General features: G+C 68.2%; 13 protein-coding genes and 2 pseudogenes. 6 read left to right on the forward strand and 9 right to left on the reverse strand.

Annotated elements, in window-relative coordinates; translation table 11 throughout:
- Positions 1-276: 276 nt before the first annotated feature.
- The gene (locus tag ISN38_RS10365) at positions 277-1,314 is read right to left on the reverse strand and encodes an SMP-30/gluconolactonase/LRE family protein (protein ID WP_058362438.1); all 1,038 of its coding nucleotides are present in this window, start codon (positions 1,312-1,314) and stop codon (positions 277-279) included.
- 147 nt (positions 1,315-1,461) lie between these two features.
- Here ISN38_RS10365 and ISN38_RS10370 point away from each other — a divergent pair, with 147 nt between their 5' ends.
- Positions 1,462-1,677 (forward strand): hypothetical protein, encoded by a 216-nt coding sequence (locus ISN38_RS10370; RefSeq protein ID WP_003469872.1) that lies wholly within the window; start codon positions 1,462-1,464, stop codon positions 1,675-1,677.
- 105 nt (positions 1,678-1,782) lie between these two features.
- Here ISN38_RS10370 and ISN38_RS10375 read toward each other — a convergent pair whose 3' ends face one another.
- The 4 genes and pseudogenes from ISN38_RS10375 to ISN38_RS10390 form a co-directional block, all read right to left on the reverse strand.
- Complete coding sequence (locus ISN38_RS10375) at positions 1,783-2,979, reverse strand: endo-1,4-beta-xylanase (RefSeq protein ID WP_003469871.1); 1,197 nt, start codon at positions 2,977-2,979, stop codon at positions 1,783-1,785.
- 140 nt (positions 2,980-3,119) lie between these two features.
- Positions 3,120-3,686, reverse strand: a pseudogene (locus tag ISN38_RS10380) (glucuronate isomerase); the annotation flags it as partial.
- A 44-nt stretch (positions 3,687-3,730) separates the two neighbouring features.
- Positions 3,731-4,711 (reverse strand): endo-1,4-beta-xylanase, encoded by a 981-nt coding sequence (locus ISN38_RS10385; RefSeq protein WP_425509967.1) that lies wholly within the window; start codon positions 4,709-4,711, stop codon positions 3,731-3,733.
- Positions 4,712-4,759: 48 nt separating this feature from the next.
- On the reverse strand, positions 4,760-4,939 hold the full coding sequence (locus ISN38_RS10390) for a hypothetical protein (protein WP_206712237.1): 180 nt from the start codon (positions 4,937-4,939) through the stop codon (positions 4,760-4,762).
- A gap of 384 nt (positions 4,940-5,323) precedes the next feature.
- On the opposite strand from ISN38_RS10390, the gene ISN38_RS10395 reads away from it, so the two are divergent.
- From ISN38_RS10395 to ISN38_RS10405, 3 genes are all read left to right on the forward strand, one after another.
- Positions 5,324-8,248, forward strand: coding sequence for a TonB-dependent receptor (locus tag ISN38_RS10395; RefSeq protein WP_206711791.1), 2,925 nt, complete (start codon positions 5,324-5,326; stop codon positions 8,246-8,248).
- Between the two features lie 128 nt (positions 8,249-8,376).
- On the forward strand, positions 8,377-9,861 hold the full coding sequence (locus ISN38_RS10400) for an MFS transporter (protein ID WP_058361844.1): 1,485 nt from the start codon (positions 8,377-8,379) through the stop codon (positions 9,859-9,861).
- 28 nt (positions 9,862-9,889) lie between these two features.
- Positions 9,890-10,906: a glycoside hydrolase family 43 protein gene (locus ISN38_RS10405; RefSeq protein ID WP_058358236.1), complete on the forward strand. Its 1,017-nt coding sequence runs from the start codon at positions 9,890-9,892 to the stop codon at positions 10,904-10,906.
- Between the two features lie 81 nt (positions 10,907-10,987).
- Here the strand turns inward: ISN38_RS10405 and ISN38_RS20830 are convergent.
- Both ISN38_RS20830 and ISN38_RS20835 read right to left on the reverse strand, forming a co-directional pair.
- Positions 10,988-11,185: pseudogene (locus ISN38_RS20830) on the reverse strand (hypothetical protein); the annotation flags it as partial.
- Complete coding sequence (locus ISN38_RS20835) at positions 11,173-11,304, reverse strand: hypothetical protein (protein WP_003469863.1); 132 nt, start codon at positions 11,302-11,304, stop codon at positions 11,173-11,175. The gene ISN38_RS20835 and the pseudogene ISN38_RS20830, both read right to left, overlap by 13 nt.
- A gap of 225 nt (positions 11,305-11,529) precedes the next feature.
- Between ISN38_RS20835 and ISN38_RS10415 the strand changes: the two genes are divergently transcribed.
- Both ISN38_RS10415 and ISN38_RS10420 read left to right on the forward strand, forming a co-directional pair.
- A complete protein-coding gene (locus ISN38_RS10415; RefSeq protein ID WP_003469862.1) occupies positions 11,530-11,724 on the forward strand; it encodes a YdcH family protein in 195 nt (64 codons plus the stop codon).
- A complete protein-coding gene (locus ISN38_RS10420; RefSeq protein WP_003469860.1) occupies positions 11,721-12,299 on the forward strand; it encodes a DUF488 domain-containing protein in 579 nt (192 codons plus the stop codon). The genes ISN38_RS10415 and ISN38_RS10420 overlap by 4 nt, the downstream gene beginning before the upstream one ends.
- Before the next feature lie 53 nt (positions 12,300-12,352).
- Here the strand turns inward: ISN38_RS10420 and plsB are convergent, their stop codons facing one another.
- Together plsB and ISN38_RS10430 are read right to left on the reverse strand one after the other, a co-directional pair.
- Positions 12,353-15,025 (reverse strand): glycerol-3-phosphate 1-O-acyltransferase PlsB, encoded by a 2,673-nt coding sequence (gene plsB, locus ISN38_RS10425; protein WP_003469858.1) that lies wholly within the window; start codon positions 15,023-15,025, stop codon positions 12,353-12,355.
- The gene (locus ISN38_RS10430) at positions 15,025-15,966 is read right to left on the reverse strand and encodes a hypothetical protein (protein ID WP_206711792.1); all 942 of its coding nucleotides are present in this window, start codon (positions 15,964-15,966) and stop codon (positions 15,025-15,027) included. Before ISN38_RS10430 ends, plsB begins: the two co-directional genes overlap by 1 nt.
- Positions 15,967-16,296: the final 330 nt, after the last annotated feature.

Genomic DNA, 16,296 nt, shown 5'->3' on the forward strand with positions numbered 1-16,296 from the left:
GGCGCCGGCCTCGATCCCGAGAGTCACTCGGCATTTCCAAGACCGAAACATCGCCCTGTTCCCTGGGCATCGTTGGATTGCAGTGCGTCCACGGCGGATGCCTGCCGTGAACGCAGCAGCCTGACGCGTCGTGCGAATGTCTCGGTCGGACGTACCCTCACCCGGCGCTGTGCGCCACCTTCTCCCGGGGGGAGAAGGGAGCGGTATTGTCGGCGTCTTGCCGCGATTGATGGTCTGGGGCCACTCAGCCCCCTTCCTGCAGAAACATCGCCGCCGCTACGGCGCAAACCCCAACCCCGTCGCCTTCACCCGCACCCGCGCCAGGATCGTGTGCGAGGTCATGTACAGGGTGCGGCCGTCGTCGCCGAAGGCGCAGTTGGCGACGGGGCCGCCGGTTTCGATGCGGCCCAGGCGGCGGCCGTCGGGCGCGAACACCAGCACGCCGCCGGGGCCGGTGGCGAACAGGCGCCCGTCGCTGGCCACGGCCATGCCGTCCGGCAGGCCGGGGTGGGTGTCGCCGACGATGTCGGAGGCGTCGGCGAAGATGCGCTTGCTGGTGACCGCGCCGCGCGCGTCGAGCGTGTAGGCGGTCCAGATCGGCCGCGCCGGGTCGGAGTTGGCCACGTACAGGGTGCGTTCGTCGGGCGACAGGGCGATGCCGTTGGGCAGGCTCAGGCTGTCGTCGAGCAGGTGCACGCTGCCGTCGGGGTCCAGCCGGTACACGCCGTTGAAGCGCAGTTCCTTGACCGGGGAGGTGTCGCCGCCCTTCAGGCCGTACGGCGGGTCGGTGAAGAACACCACGCCGTCGCTACGCCGCACCAGATCGTTGGGGCTGTTGAAACGGCGGCCGTCGTAGGCGCTGGCCAGCGGGGTCTTGCGCCGCGTGGCGGGATCGAGCCGGGCGATGCTGCGGTTGCCCGAATCGGCGAGCAGCACGCTGCCGGACGGTTCGGCCTGCAGGCCGTTGGCACCGGCCTCGCGCAAGGCCTCCAGCGGCGGACCGGCGTAGCCGGACGGCTTGAGGAACACCGACAGGCCGTCGCGCTCGGACCAGCGGTACATGGTGTTCTGCGGCACGTCGTTGAACAGCAGGTAGCCGCCGTCGCGCACCCAGGCCGGGCTTTCGGACCAGGTGAAGCCTTCGGCGATGCGCTCGATGCGCGCGTCCGCGGCCACCGTGTCGCTGAACGCGGGATCGAACGCGGTGACATGGCCGATCACGGGAAAGCGCGGTGCGGGCGGCTGGCTCTTCGCGCAGCAGGCGAACAACGCCAGGACGGCGGCGGCGAGCAGGGCCCGGGTCGGAAATCGCATCGGAGCATTCCTGGGTGGTGTGGGCCGATGATGCCATCTGCCGGGCGCGTGCTCTTCACCTGCGCGCGCACGCGCGACTGGGTATGCTCGCGGCCACGGTGGCGTCTGCCAGTTGCAAATCCCGGCCACTGCCTAAGGAGATGGGTGATGGCGAACGACGATGAGTTGAAGAAGACGGTGGACACGTTCGACGCGACCGACGCGAAGCGGGGCCAGGCGCAGCGGCAGACGCTGGACAACACGCCCGAGCGCGAGGCGCGGCCGGCGCAGGAAACCTACCAGCAGTTGCAGGAGTACACGGCACAGCAACAGGCCACGCAGGCGCAGACCCAGGCTCAGTCGCCGCAGGTGCCGACGCGCTGAGTCGGCAGCGGCGTGTCGGCCCTCGCAGCAGTGCGGCCAGCTGCCTGACAAATGCCAGGGCGGGCCGTGGCGGTGGAGGCTGCTGCGGCTGCGCCAACGGACGCGCTATTGCGCCTGCGCCGGCACCGCCAGCACCGCGTCGAACGCAGGCTTGGGCTTGCGCTGGCGGTCGAACAGCAGCGGATAGTTGCGGCGGCCTGGCACCGGGTAGTCGTTCTTCCACGACATGCCGTCGTCCACGCCCCACACGCTGACCCGCGCCAGCTTGTCGCGCTTGCGCCAGAACAGTTGAAACAGTTCGGCATAGCGATCGCGCAGCCGCGCCTGCACGTCGGCCGGCAGGCCGTCGCGGTACGGATCGAGGAAGCGCTTGAACTCGGGCAGCTGGAACTGCTTGTGCGCCATGCCGGTGCCGATCACCTGGCCTTCCTTGGTCAGCGGCAGTACGTCCACATCCAGCTCGGTGATCATCACCTTGACCCCGAGCGCGGCGTAGGCGTCGATCGCCGCATCGATGTCGTGCAGGCTGGGATAGTCCAGGCCCCAGTGGCCCTGCATGCCGACGCCATCGATGCGGATGCCGGCGCGCTGCAGCATCTTCACCATGCGCACGATGCCGTCGCGCTTTTGCGGGCGCCAGGCATTGAAGTCGTTGTAGTACAGCTGCGCATCCGGCGCGGATTGTGCGGCGAAGCGGAACGCCTGCCGCACCAGCTCGTCGCCGTCGCCGACCCGCTCCACCCACTTGGTGTTGCGGTAGCTGCCGTCCTCGTCGATCACTTCGTTGACCACGTCCCAGGCCTGCACCTTGCCGACGTAGCGCCCCGCCACGGCCTTGATATGTGCGCGCATGCGTTCGAGTTGCGCGTCGCGGCCGTTGGGCTTGCCCTGCGCATCGACGAAGAACCAGTCGGGGGTCTGGTTGTGCCAGACCAGGGTGTGGCCGACCACGAACATGCCGTGGCGGCGGCCATACGCGACGAAGGCATCGGCGGCGGCGAAGTCGAAGACGCCGGGACGCGGATTGACCACCTCGGCCTTCATCGCATTCTCGGCGGTGATCGCGTTGAACTGCCGCGGCACCAGCGCGGCGCAGGCCGCGTCCTTGCCGGAGACGATGTCGGCGTTGACCGCGGTGCCGATCAGGAACGCGCCGGCGTAGGCGTCCTTGAGGCCGCGGGTGGTCGCCGCCGCCGGCGTGCCTGCAGCGGTGGCGGCAGCATCGGCGGCCTGCGCTGGCGCAATGCCGCACAGCAGCAGGCCGATCAGGGTCTTGCGCAGTGCGGGCATGGAGGCGGTCATCTTTCGAGCGTGGCGCTCAAGCGCAGTGCGCTCACAGCCGGTATGCCCGCTTCGGCAACCGGTAGGCCAAGTCGATCGCCACCTCGGCGGCCTCGTCCTCGTCGAGGCCATGTTCGGCGACCAATTTGGCCAGGAACGCTCCAATCGCTTGCGCGGATCGCGGCATGCTGCTGCAGCGGATCCAGCGGCGATTCGGTGGTGGCGATCACCTCGATGCCGAAACGATCGAACAGCGCGCGCGGCCGGAACGCCGGGGTCTGCAGCGCCTCGCCGATGCGGTCGTAGTACAGGTCGGCGCTGGCCGCATCCAGCCGCACGCGCAGGCCGAACACCTCGTGGAACACATGGTTCAACCACAGCGCCGAGGGCGTACCGCGCAGCAAGTGGAAACGCTCGGCGAACACGCGCCAGGCCGCGCGCGGGTCCACCGCGGTACGGCTGCCGTCGGCGTGCGGGATGCCCAGCGCGTCCAGGTCCACGCCCTGGCTGTAGAGCATGCGGAACACGTAGTGGTCGGCCACCAGCAGCAGTTCGGTGGCGTTGGCGAACGGCGCATCCCCGGCGAACCAGGCCGGGTCGGTGTGGCCGTGCGGGCTGACGATGGGCAGCGCGGCGACCTGTGCGTACAGGCGCCGCGCGATCGCCCGCATCCCCGGTTCCGGCGGCAGTAGGCGGTCGGGGTGCAGGGACAGGGCGGGTGAGGACATGATGGAGTGCAGGTCCGGGAAATGGAGAAGCCTGACGCGCCGCGTTACGGCCTGCTCGCCACATAGCTGCGCAGCCAGGTCATTGCCGGGCGCTCGCTGTTATTGTCGCGTTCCAGGTAGGCGCCTTCCTTGTCGCGCCACAGGCCGCGGCGGAAGCCCCACATGGTCACGCCGCGCACGCTCGGGTGCTCCCAGAACAGCGGGAACACGCGCTGGTAGTTGGCCAACTGCTGGGCGTCGTTCGGCCCGTCCAGGTCGAATTCGGTGACGTAGATCGGCAGGCCGGTCGTGGCCAGCAGGTCCAGGTTGGCGCGATGCACCGGAATCGGCGCGTACGGTTCCGTCTCGAAGGCGTGTTCCTGCAGGCCGATCGCATCGATCAGGTGTTCCTGCTGCAGCAGCTGGATGGTGTGCAGGTACTGGCGCGTGGCGTTGTTATCGCTGGTGATGCCGAAATCGTTGATCATCAGCTTGGTTCTCGGGAAATACTGCCTTGCCAGACGGAACGCCTGCAGCACCCAGTCGACGCCGGTGCTGCCGGTGCCGCCCAGCGCCTGGATGTAGTTGCCGCTGTCGCTCTTCCTGTTGTCGGGCTGATTGTGGCCCGGCAGCGTTTCGTTGGCCACCTCCAGCAGGTCGATGTTCGGATAACGCTGCGCCACCGCGGCGAACCAGTGCTCGATGGCCGCGCGCTGCTCTGTCGGCGACAGGGTCCGCATCCATAGCGGCTGTTGGCTGCCCCAGACCATCACGTGCATCTGGAACGGCATGTTGTTGCGCTTGGCCAGGTTGTAGGCTTCATCGAGCGCGCCCCAGTCCATGCGCCCGCGCACGGCTTCCACGCTGCCCCATTTGCCGGCGTTCTCGGGGGTGACCTTGTTCCAGTCCTTGGTGAAATCCTGTGCCTGCGGCGGACTGTAGGCACAGCCCAGGAAGCGCTGCTTGCCGGCCGCGATGGGCGCGGCGCCGGCTACAGCGGAACAGGCCAGCAACAGCATAAACAAAAGCGAAGTCAGTGTTTTCATCATGGCACCTTGATGGCTGGGGGGGTGGGTGGGGGTGGGGGAGACGATCTAGGCATGTGCTTGCAGCCGCGCCGGCTGCAACGGCGGCGCCAGCCATTGCAACAGCGCCAGCAGATAGGCCGAGCCGGCCATCAGGAACACCGGCACATAACTGACGGGCTGCCGGCACCTCAGCATCGAGATGCGCCGCGCAGTGCGCGCACGGCTGTCGGATACTGCATGCAGCATGCGGTCTGCGCTGTGTCCGGCTCGGTGCATTCGCTTCGATCCTGCAGGGCGCGGCGGTCGCCGCAGTGTGATAGCGCTAACACTAAAAATGCCGGCTCAGACGATCCATCGTGTCCAGCAACACGAAACACGGTGGCGAGATGCGAAGCGTGACGTGTATCTAACGAAACTGAGCGTATATTTCAGTAATGTATCGATTTTGTCCGGCATTATGTTGCCGTGCAGCGTGACTACCATCTTGGTAGCGCTACCATCCGCGGCCACGGCCCATGACACGGGTATCCGAAGTCGCTGCACATTTTTCCATCGCTCGGGCAATTCGTCGGCTGGCTGCTCCGCGTGGCATCGTAGGGCCGCAGGTCACCTGTTTTGGGGAGAATCACGGTGAAGAACAGTTACGCGCGCACCACGTTGTCTCATGCATTGGCCGCTGCATTGCTGGGCATGGCCGCTGGCAGCGCCTGGGCGCAGGCACCCACGGCGCCGCAGGCGGCACCTGCGCCGGCACCGGCCGGCGACGATGCGGTCAAGCAGCTGGATACGGTCAATGTCTCCGGTTACCGCCGCAGTATCCAGTTCTCCACCGATGCCAAGCGCGATTCGGTGACCTTCAGCGATACCGTGTTCGCCGAGGACATCGGCAAGTTCCCGGACATGAACATCGCCGAGTCGCTCAACCGCATCCCCGGCGTGCAACTCGCGCGCGACGTCAACGGCGAAGGGCTGAATATCGCCATCCGCGGCCTGGGCACCAGCTTCACCAAGACCACGCTCAACGGCGCCAGCATCGCCACCGCCTCGATCGGCATCAACGCGCAGAACCAGAACCGCGAAGTGGACCTGAATCTGTTCCCGACCGAGTTCTTCACCCAGCTGACGGTGAGCAAGACGCCCACCGCGAGCATGCTCGAAGGCGGCGTGTCCGGCGTGGTGGACATGCGCAGCGCGCGGCCGTTCGATCGGCCCGGCACGCATCTGACCTACCAACTGCAAGGCGATTGGAACAGCACCAGCGAAAAGACCACGCCGCGCGGCGCGCTGATGGGCAGCTGGACCAACGAGGCAGGTACCTTCGGCGCGCTGTTCGGCGTGGCCTCGGTGCGCAGCAAGCTCGGCGTGGAAGGCTTCGAGACCATCGGCTGGACCAACCCCGGCCTGACCTATGCGCAATGCGGGCTGACGCCGCCGGCCGGCACCCCCTCGAGCAACCAGCCGGCCGCGTGCAACGCCACTGGCGGTGGCAACTGGCGCATTCCCGATACGGTGCCGGTCACCGCCGGTGCCGGACTCACGCCCGGGCAGAGCATCGATGCGGCCTGGCTGCTGGCGCATAACCCCGGCCTGAGCATCGCGCAGATCAGCGACGCGCTGATCCCGCGCCTGGGCCGCCGCGTGCAGATGCAGGGCGATCGCGACCGCGACGCGTCGGTGATGTCGCTGGAATGGCGGCCCAGCGACACCGCGCATTTCTACCTGGACACGCTGTTCTCCAAGGCCAAGCGCACCACCGAGCGCACCAGCATGAATCTGATCGGGCGCAACGGCAACATGCTCCCGTTGGACATGCAGCTGGACGACAACAACGTCGTCACCGATGCCACCTTGACCAATGCGCAGTACTTCCTGGAAGCGCGGCCGTACCGCGAACAGGTCAAGTTCTGGAGCGTCAATCCCGGCGCCGAGCTGCTGTTCGGCGCGGACCAGGACATCAAGCTCAACGTGCAGGCCAATGCCACCCGCAGCTGGCTGTACCGGCAGTCGCCGAGCGTGCTGGTGACCTCGCCGTTCACTACCGTGGACTACCGCAACAGCGGTGGCGACCAGCCGTCGATCACCAGCCCGTTGGACCTCGCCGATCCGAACCTGGGCTGGAGCTGGACCGGCGGCCGCCTCAACATCAGCAACGAAAAGCGCGAGACCGAAACCCGCGGCGCGCGCGCCGACCTGCAGTTCGGCGAGGACAAGCGCAATATCAAGGTCGGCGTCGCCTACGACCAGGCCGAGCGCCGCATCCGCGGCTTCGATAACAGCACCGCATGGGAAACCCAGGTCTGTCGCGGCGCGGCCACCACCTGCACCGGCGGCGCCGGTTCGCTGATCCCGCAGTCGGCGCTGGCGTCCTACCTCAAGCCCGGCCCGGGCGGCTTCATCACCGTGGACTTCGACCGCTTCCTGCGCGACAGCGGTTACTACGGCCTGAGCGCCAGTGCGCCGGAGACCAACGCCGCCAACACCGGCGCCTCCACCGGCGGCATCCTGGAAAAGAACTGGGGCTTCTACGTCGAGACCAACGCCGAGACCGACGTGTGGAACCGTTCGCTGCGCTTCAATGCCGGCGTGCGCTACGTGACCACCGACCAGACCATCAGCGGCCCGGTCACCATCGGCGGGGTACGCCGCTACCAGGTGCTGAACTCGAGCTACAACGAACTGCTGCCCTCGTTCAACCTGGCCTGGGACGTGGCCGACAGCGTGGTGCTTCGCCTGTCCGGCTCGCGCACGCTGACCCGGCCCGATCCCAGCGCGATGCTGCCCAACACCAACTTCAGCGATCCCTCCGCGCAGACCGCCACCCAGGGCAATTCGAACCTGGCGCCGTACCGCTCCACCAACGTGGACATCGGCGGCGAGTGGTACACCGGCGGCGAGGGCTTCGTCGGCCTGACCCTGTTCGACAAGCGCATCGACGGCTTCACCGTCAACGGCGTGCGCCGCATCCCGTTCCTGGACCTGGGCGTGGACTACAGCAACCTGAGCGCGACCCAGCAGGCCGCGCTCGATCAGCGCGGCGGGCCGAACGCGGCCACCGTGGACGTGCAGACCCAGGTCAACGCCGACGGCACGCTCAACATCCGCGGCCTGGAAGCGATCTGGGTGCAGCCGCTGGACCGCCTGTTCGATGGCCTAGGCTTCAGTCTCAACTTCACCCACGTCAAGCAGGCGTCCGAGGGCGACGGCATCCAGGCGGTGGCGGTGGCGGTGGCGCCGAACCTGTGGAATGGCACCGTGTACTGGGAGAAGAACAACGCCTCGGTGCGCCTGTCCTACGCCTGGAACGACGACATGATCATCTCCGGCGCCAACCAGAACGGCATTCCCGACGCGCGGCTGATGGCCGATGCGCGCGGGCAGCTGGATCTGTCGGCCAGCTACACGCTGGCGTGGATCCGCTCGGCGCCGCAGATCACCCTCAACGTCACCAACCTCACCGACGAACCGCTGCGCACCACCTTCCAGTATCCGAACGCCACCTACGACCTGTACCGGCCCGGCCGCACCATCATGCTCGGCATCCGCGGTTCGTTCTGATCCTGCGTGCCGGCGGCGTGGTCTCCTCGGGGCCGCGCCGACCGGCGTGCAGATTCGCCGTACCCTCGTCCTCCAGCCCCTTTCCCGGCGCAGAGGGCGGCAAATCCCCCCCCGCGATTTCCAGGCCCATGACCAGCACGCACCGCCTCCCGCTCAGCGAAAAGATCGGTTACAGCCTGGGCGACCTGGCCGCCAACCTGATCTTCCAGACCCTGATCACGTTCCTGGCGTTCTTCTACACCGACATCTACCGCATCCCCGCAGGCACCGCGGCCACGCTGATCTCGGTGGTCGGCCTGTTCGGCGCCTTGGTGTTCACCCCGCTGGTGGGCATCCTCGCCGACCGCACGCGCACGCGCTGGGGCAAGTTCCGGCCGTGGATCCTGTGGACTGCGCTGCCGTTCGGCGCGATCTCGCTGCTCGCCTTCAGCACCCCGGCGCTGAGCGAGCAGGGCAAGGTGGTCTACGCGTTCGTGACCTACACCTTGCTGGTGCTGATCTACGTCGCCAACAACCTGCCGTACTCGGCGCTCAGCGGCGTGCTCACCGGCAGCATGGAGCAGCGCAACAGCCTGTCGGCGTACCGCTTCTTCGCGGTCACCATCGCCCAGTTCGTGATCCAGGTGCTGCTGCTGCCGCTGGTGCTGATCCTGGGCAACGGCGACAAGGCGCAGGGCTTCCAGCGCACCATGGCGCTGTTCGCGGTGGTCGGCACGCTGTGCTTCCTGATCACCTTCCTCAGCACCCGCGAGCGGGTGCTGCCGATCGCCGCGCAGCGCTCCAGCGTGCGCAAGGACCTGGGCGACCTGGTCGGCAACAAGCCGTGGCTGGTGATGCTGGCGCTGACCATCCTGGTGTTCGTCAACCTGGCGATGAAGGGCGGCATGTATGTCTACTACTTCAAGTACTACCTGGATGCGGCGGCGCTGACCCGCTTCCTCGACCAGGCCGGGTTCAACGGCTTCATCGCCGGCATCAACGGCTTGCTCGCCAGCGCCGGGCTGACCGCGCTGCACTGGCCGCAGGATGCGCCGACCTCTGCCTTCAGCGTGTTCAGCGCCGGCGGCATCCTGGCGATGATCGTCGGCATCGGCTGCTCCAAGCGCCTGGCCGACCGCTACGGCAAGCGCAACGTGTTCGGTGCGGCGCTGCTGGTGTCCACGCTGTTCCTGCTGGCGTTCGCGGTCTATCCGCCGCAGGCGATCAGCCTGGTGTTCGGCTCCTACGTGCTGCACGGGTTCTTCTACGGCATCACCATCCCGCTGCTGTGGGCGATGATCGCCGACGTGGCCGACTATTCGGAGTGGAAGAACCACCGCCGCGCCACCGCGATCATCTTCTCGGCAATGCTGTGCGGGCTGAAGGTCGGCCTGAGCGTCGGCGGTGCGCTGGTCGCCGGCCTGCTCGCGTTCTACGGCTACGACGCCGCGCTGCCGCAGCAGAGCGCGGCGGTGACCGGCGGCATCCGCCTGGCGGTCAGCGTGTACTGCGCGATCCCGTTCCTGCTCGGGGTGGCGCTGCTGTTCCTGTACGAGATCGACAAGGCGCTGGAATCGCGCATCGAACGCGAACTGGACGCGCGCCGCCTGCAGGCCGCCGCGCTCGGCAACTGACGTTTCTTCCCATCACGCTAGGTACGCAATGTCCGCCGACACCGATGCCGCCGACCTGCATGCGCTGGCCTGCAAGGCCATCTCGCAGCCCCTGGTCACCCACATGTACACCGCCGACCCGTCCGCGCACGTGTTCGAGGGTGCGCTGTACATCTATCCCTCGCACGACATCGATGCCGGCATCGCCTTCAACGACGACGGCGGCCATTTCGACATGGAGGACTACCACGTGTTCCGCATGGACAGCGCCGACGGCCCGGCGGTGGACTGCGGCGTGGCGCTGCACGTCAGGGACGTGCCGTGGGCCGAGCGGCAGATGTGGGCGCCGGATGCGGCGTGCAAGGACGGCCGCTACTACCTCTACTTCCCTGCCAAGCGCGCCGACGGCATCTTCCAGATCGGCGTGGCCATCGGTGCGCGCCCGGAAGGGCCGTTCACTGCCGAGCCGCAGGCCATGGAGGGCAGCTATTCGATCGATCCGGCCGCGTTCGCCGACGACGACGGCGCGCATTACCTGTACTTCGGCGGGATCTGGGGCGGGCAGCTGCAGAAGTACCGCGACAACGTGTATGCGCAGGCGCACGAGGAACCGGGCGATGCCGCGCCGGCGCTGGGCCCGCGCGTGGCACGGCTGCGTGCGGACATGACCCAGTTCGCCGAGCCGCCGCGCGAGGTCAGCATCGTCGACGAACACGGCCAGCCGCTGCGGGCCGGCGACCATGCGCGCCGCTTCTTCGAAGCGCCGTGGCTGCACAAGTACGGCGGCCGCTACTACCTGTCGTACTCCACCGGCAACACCCACCTGCTGTGCTACGCGATCGGCGATTCGCCCTACGGCCCGTTCACCTACCAGGGGCCGATCATGAGCCCGGTGGTCGGTTGGACCACGCATCACTCGATCTGCGAATTCCAGGGCACCTGGTACCTGTTCTATCACGACGCGATGCTGTCCGGCGGCGTCACCCACCTGCGTTCGATGAAGCTCACCGAACTGCAGCACGATGCGCAGGGGCGCATCGCGCTGGTCCATCCCTACGGGCAGTGAGGCCGCTGCAGGGCCGGTGCGCCGACCCGTACCGCACGCGCAGCGCCGACGGCCGCTGCCCGTGCGCAGGCGCTGCGCGGCTTACGGCATCCAGACCAGATTCTGGGTCTGCGGATCGGCGGTGACCTTGTCGATCTTGCCGGCAGCGTCGAAGGACACCTGGAACTCGCCGAAGCTGGTCAGCCAGTAGCGCCACAGCTTAGCGTCCAGGTTCGGGTTCTCGCTGCTGATCGGGTAGCCCAGCGCTATCAGCGTCTGTTCGCGGGTCATGCCCTTGGTGACGCGGGCTGCTCGCGGCTGTAGTCGTTGCCGATCGATTGCTTGTGGCCGTCGATCAGCAGGTTGACCCGGTAGCGGCCGTAGTCGGTGACCTTGACCGGGGTGCCGGCCGGGATCACCCGCTTGCCGTTCTCGGCGGACCAAGAGGGAAGGGCGCAAACGCATGGAGACTCGTTTCCCGGCGGCGATCCGGCCGCCGGTGATACGGACAAAGGGAATGGCGCCGCCTCCGCCGCGGCGCCGGAGACAGTGTGCCGCCAGCGCGGCGTGCCGACAAAGTCGCCGTCGCCGCCTACGGTGACGGCAGACCCGTTGCCTGTGTATGCTCGGAGCTCGTGGAAGACATGACGCCCGCCGAGATCTCCCTGCGCATCGACGCCCTGCGTCGCGAGCACCGTGCGCTCGACGAACAGATCCAGCGCACCCCGGCCAACCTCGACGACGAGCTGCAGGCCAAGCGGCTGAAGAAGCGCAAGCTACAGCTCAAGGATTGCATCATGCGCCTGGAAAACCTGCTGATTCCCGACGAACCGGCGTGAGCGCGGCGACGTTCTTCAGCGTCGGCCATTCCACCCGTCCGCTGCAAGCATTCCTGGACATCCTGCACGGCGCGCAGGTCGCCCAGCTGGCCGATGTGCGGGCATTCCCGTGGTCGCGGCGCTTCCCGCAGTTCGACGGCCGCGCGCTGGCGCGCAGCCTGGCCGCCGCCGGCATCGGCTACCGGCACTTCCGCGCGTTGGGCGGGCGCCGCGGCAAGCAGCCCGGCATCGACCCGCAGCGCAACGGCCACTGGCACAGTGCCGGCTTCCACCACTACGCGGACTACGCACTGGGCGCCGACTTCGGCGCGGCGCTGGCCGAGCTGCGCGCGCTCGGCAGCGTCGGCGCCTGCGCGGTGATGTGCGCCGAAGCCGACTGGCGCCAATGCCACCGCCAGATCGTCTGCGATCACCTGCTGCACCACGGCCACCCGGTGATCCACCTGATCGACGGCAAGCGCCGCGAGCCGGCCGTCCTCAACCCTGCCGCGCGCAGCGATGCGCACGGGCAATTGGTCTATCCAGCGGACGTCGCGCCTGCCGGGCCGGTCACTGGCGATCTGTTCGGCGGCTGAAGCCGCTCCTGCAGGTCTGCCGCTAGCGGCGAGAAAAGCACCATGCGGCCGCCTCAATCCTGCGGTACCGGAGTCTCTTCCGGCTTCGCCGCCTCCGGGCTGACCCGTTCGATCGTATGGCGCAACTCGCGGCCAAGAATGAACTTGGCGTCCTTGGCCCACGCATCCAAACGCTCGTCGAACATCAGCTTGCTGTTCGCGTCCGGCCACACCAGTTTCAGTTCGCGCAGCTTCTGGATGAAGCCGCGGAACAGGGTCTTGTCGAAGAACTCCGGCGCGGCCGGGGCGTACAGCAGGCTCAGGCGTTGCGCGGCCTGCTGGCACAGGCTTTCCAGTTCGCCGGCGCCGAGCTTGCCTGGGCCGTTCTTGACCAGCACCGAAATGGCGATGTAGTAGCGCTCGAACGCCTGCTGCAGCGAATGCCCGATCGCGCGCAGGCGGAACACTTCGTCGGTCTGCCCGGTGTTGCGCGCCAGCATCCCGCCGTCGTCGTCGTTGACCTGCAGCAGCAGGCCTTCGCGCGCGAACACCTCGATGGTGCGCTCGATGCGTTCGGCGAACTGGTCCTCGCTCCACGGCAGGAACAGCTCGGCCTGCAGGAACGGGTATACGGTGCGGCCCAGCCGCAGCAGCCCGGAGCGGCTCATGCGGCGGTTGTTCTGGAAGCAGCACGCCACCCACGAGGACGCGGTGAACAGGTGCAGCACGTTGTTGCGGAAGTAGCTCAGCAGCACCGCGTTGTCGCCGTTGACGCTGAGCACGTCGCCGAGCGGATGCGGCGTGCGGGTCAGCACGTTGATCTCCTCGGCGTGGGCGATGATGCGCTCGGGCGAATGCGGGGTGACGGTGACCCGGTCCGAGTACGGCAGTTCGGCCAGCAGTTTCTTGCACAGTTCGATCTGCGCGATCAGGTCGGCCTCGCCCATCGCGTGCTTGGGCGTGGACAGCAGCGCCAGCGCCAGCAGGTTGACCGGATTGACGTCGGCGGCGGCGTTGATGTGCACCTGGATCTGCTGCGCCAGCGCATCGACGGTGCCGTTCAACCAGTTCGGTTTCTCGTCCTCGCCCAGCGGCTGGCCGTCCCAGTCCGGCGCGCGCTGCGCCAGCACCTGACTCAGCGCGATCGGCTCGCCGAAGTTCACCACCACCTGGCCGTAGTTCTGCTTGAGCACCTTGGGGATGCTCCACAGCAGGCCCCAGATCGATTCCTTCTCCTTGGGCCGGCCGCTGAGTTCGTCGAGATAGCTGTTGCCTTCCATCAGCTTCTCGTAGCCGACGTAGATCGGCTGGAACAGCACCGGCTTGCGCGGCTGGCGCAGGAAAGCGCGCAGGGTCATCGCGATCATGCCGCCCTTGGGCTGCAGCAGGCGGCCGGTGCGCGAACGCCCGCCTTCGACGAAGTATTCGATCGAATAGCCGCCTGCCACCAGCTGCGCCACGTATTCGCTGAGCACCGCCGAGTACAGCGCGTTGCCGCGGATCGAGCGGCGGATGAAGAACGCGCCGCCCTTGCGCAGCAGGGTGCCGACCACCGGCAGGTTGAGGTTGATGCCGGCCACGATGTGCGGCGGCACGATGCCGCGTTCGTACAGCAGGTAGGACAGCAGCAGGTAGTCCATGTGGCTGCGGTGGCTGGGCACGTAGATCACTTCGTGCCCGGGTGCGGCTTCTTTCAGCTTGTCCAGGTGGTGCACCAGCACGCCAGCGTAGATGCGGTTCCACACGTGGGTGAGCAGGAAGCTGGCCGAACGCACCACCGGGCTGGAGTAGTCGGCGGCGATCTCCCAGGCATAGGCGTGGGCCTTGCGCCAGGCATCCATCGGCTTGCTGGTGTCGCGCTTGGCCTGCGCGGCGATCGCCTCGCGCACTGGCTCGGCGGCCAGCACCTGGTCCACCAGCAGCCGCCGGGTCGACAGGTCCGGCCCGATCACCGCCTCGCGGATGCGCCGGAAATGGGTGCGCAGCACGCGCTGCAGCTTGCGCACGGTGCGCTCCGGCGGCAGCCCTTCCTCGATGGTCAACCGCATCGACACCGGCGGGGCGAAGCGCACGATGGTGCTGCGGCCGTTGAGCAGCACGCCGAGCAGGCGGCGGAAGCTGCCGACCAGCGCCCAGTTTTCCGAGAACAGCACCGCGAACCAGCCGCTCTGCTTGTCCGGGGCGCGGCCGACGAAGATCGACACCGGCACCAGGTGGATGTCCAGGTCCGGGCGTTCGCGGTGCGCCTGCAGCAGCTTGGCCAGCGAATCGGAATGGGTCTTGGCGCCGCGCTGCTCGGGGATCAGCGCGTTGCTGCTGCTGCGCCGCGACAGCGCCAGGTAGGCGCGCTTGCGCCCCAGCGGGTCGCCGGGCAGCGGCACCAGCGGCGATGGCAGGCCGGCCTCGCGGCAGGCCTTGTCCAGAATCAGCGCGTTGGACAGGCCGTAGTCCTCCAGCACGTAGACCACCGGGCGGCCGTCGTCGTACTGGCTGGGTTCGGCCGGTTCGATGTTCAGGCCCAGCCACGGATCGGCCACGCGCCCGAGCAGGCGCGCCCACAGCGGCCGCTTGGCGGCGCGCGCGGCCAGCGCCTGGCTTGGCAGCGCGGCAGCGCCGGTGGCCGGCGGCACGCTGCCCGCGGCATCGCCACTGGCAGCGGGGGCGGGCGCGGACGCCGGGTCCGAGGTGCGCGCAGCCGCGGCGGCGTCGGGGAAGGGGAGGGGGTTTTGTTCTGGCATCGACGGCATTATCGCTTAGCCGGCGCTGCGTGGTCGGCGGCCGGCGCCGCCGGGGGGGCGGCAGGGGCGGCGGGTGCCGCGGCGGCCAGCAGCGCGTCCACCGCGTGCAGGGTATCGCGCAGATACCAGTGCCCCCGGCGGCGGACCAGCAAGGCGGTGGTGTCGATCTGCGCGCTGCCCAGCGGGTACTGGATGCGCACCACGGCCTGGTCGCCTTGCTGGCTGACCAGCCCGGTGCGCAGTTCGCGCGCGCTGGTGTCCAGGTCCAGGCCGTAGCCGGCCAGCACCGTCTTCAGCTCTCCCAGGAACGGGCCGAGCCGCTGCAGGCTCTGCTCCATGCCCTGGCTGCGCAGGTCGGCGTCGCTGCGCAGGCCGGTGCGGCGTGCGGCGGCGCTGAGCTGCGCGATCGCCGCCTGCGCGCGCTTGCGCTCGGCCAGCGGCGCGTGTTCGGCCCAGCCGCTCAGCCCCTGCACCAGCTGCACGTAGTGGCCGCGCTGCTCCGGCGTGTAGTCGCCCTGGTTGCGCAAATACTGCACGCCGAACAGGCCCAGCGAGTGCGCGGCCTGGCGCAGGCTCGCGGTCTGTCCGCCGAACTGCGCGTCGAAGGCGCGCTGCAGCTGTCGCTCGGCGTCCGCCGCGGCCAGGGTGTCGAGCACTTCGGGCAGGCGCTCGGCCAGCGGCAGCTGGGTCAGTGGCCAGCGGCTGCGGTCCTCGCTCCAGGCCTGCTGCAGGCGTTGGTACTGCTCGGACGGGACCGCGGCACGGGCATAGCCGGCCAGGTCGTTGCGCTGCAGCGTGCGCGCCAGCTCGCGCACGGCCGCGGCCGGTTCGGCGCTGGCGCCGGGCAGCTCGGCGGGGCTGCGCTTGCAGCCGGACAGAGCCAGCGCGGCCAGCAGCAGCGCTGGGACGACATGCAAGGGCGTGAGCCAGGTCGGGCGTGGCGGCGACATACTCTATTCGGCTCGTTCCCCAAAACGTTCAGCATCTTGCTGCGCGCGCGCGATTCCGGCAAGCCGCGCGCCTGTGCGGTGCCGTCGCGGCGGCTGCGGGACGCGATGTCGATGTCGCTGCAGGACAATGCTTGGCCCGATCGTCCTGGCCGAGACAACGATAGCGGCGCGACGTCGGCGTATCGCACGGTGTGCCGCCCCATTGCGCAATGTTGCGGCGCATCATGTCACCGCTTGCAGTTGCTGTTACCGTCCGCCAACCTCATCTTGGGGTGGTACTGGACGGGGGTCCCAGTGCGATACATGTTCGAAATCTTCCGAGAGCTGCAT

The sequence above is a fragment of the Xanthomonas translucens pv. undulosa genome, assembly GCF_017301775.1.
Lineage (GTDB): Bacteria > Pseudomonadota > Gammaproteobacteria > Xanthomonadales > Xanthomonadaceae > Xanthomonas_A > Xanthomonas_A translucens.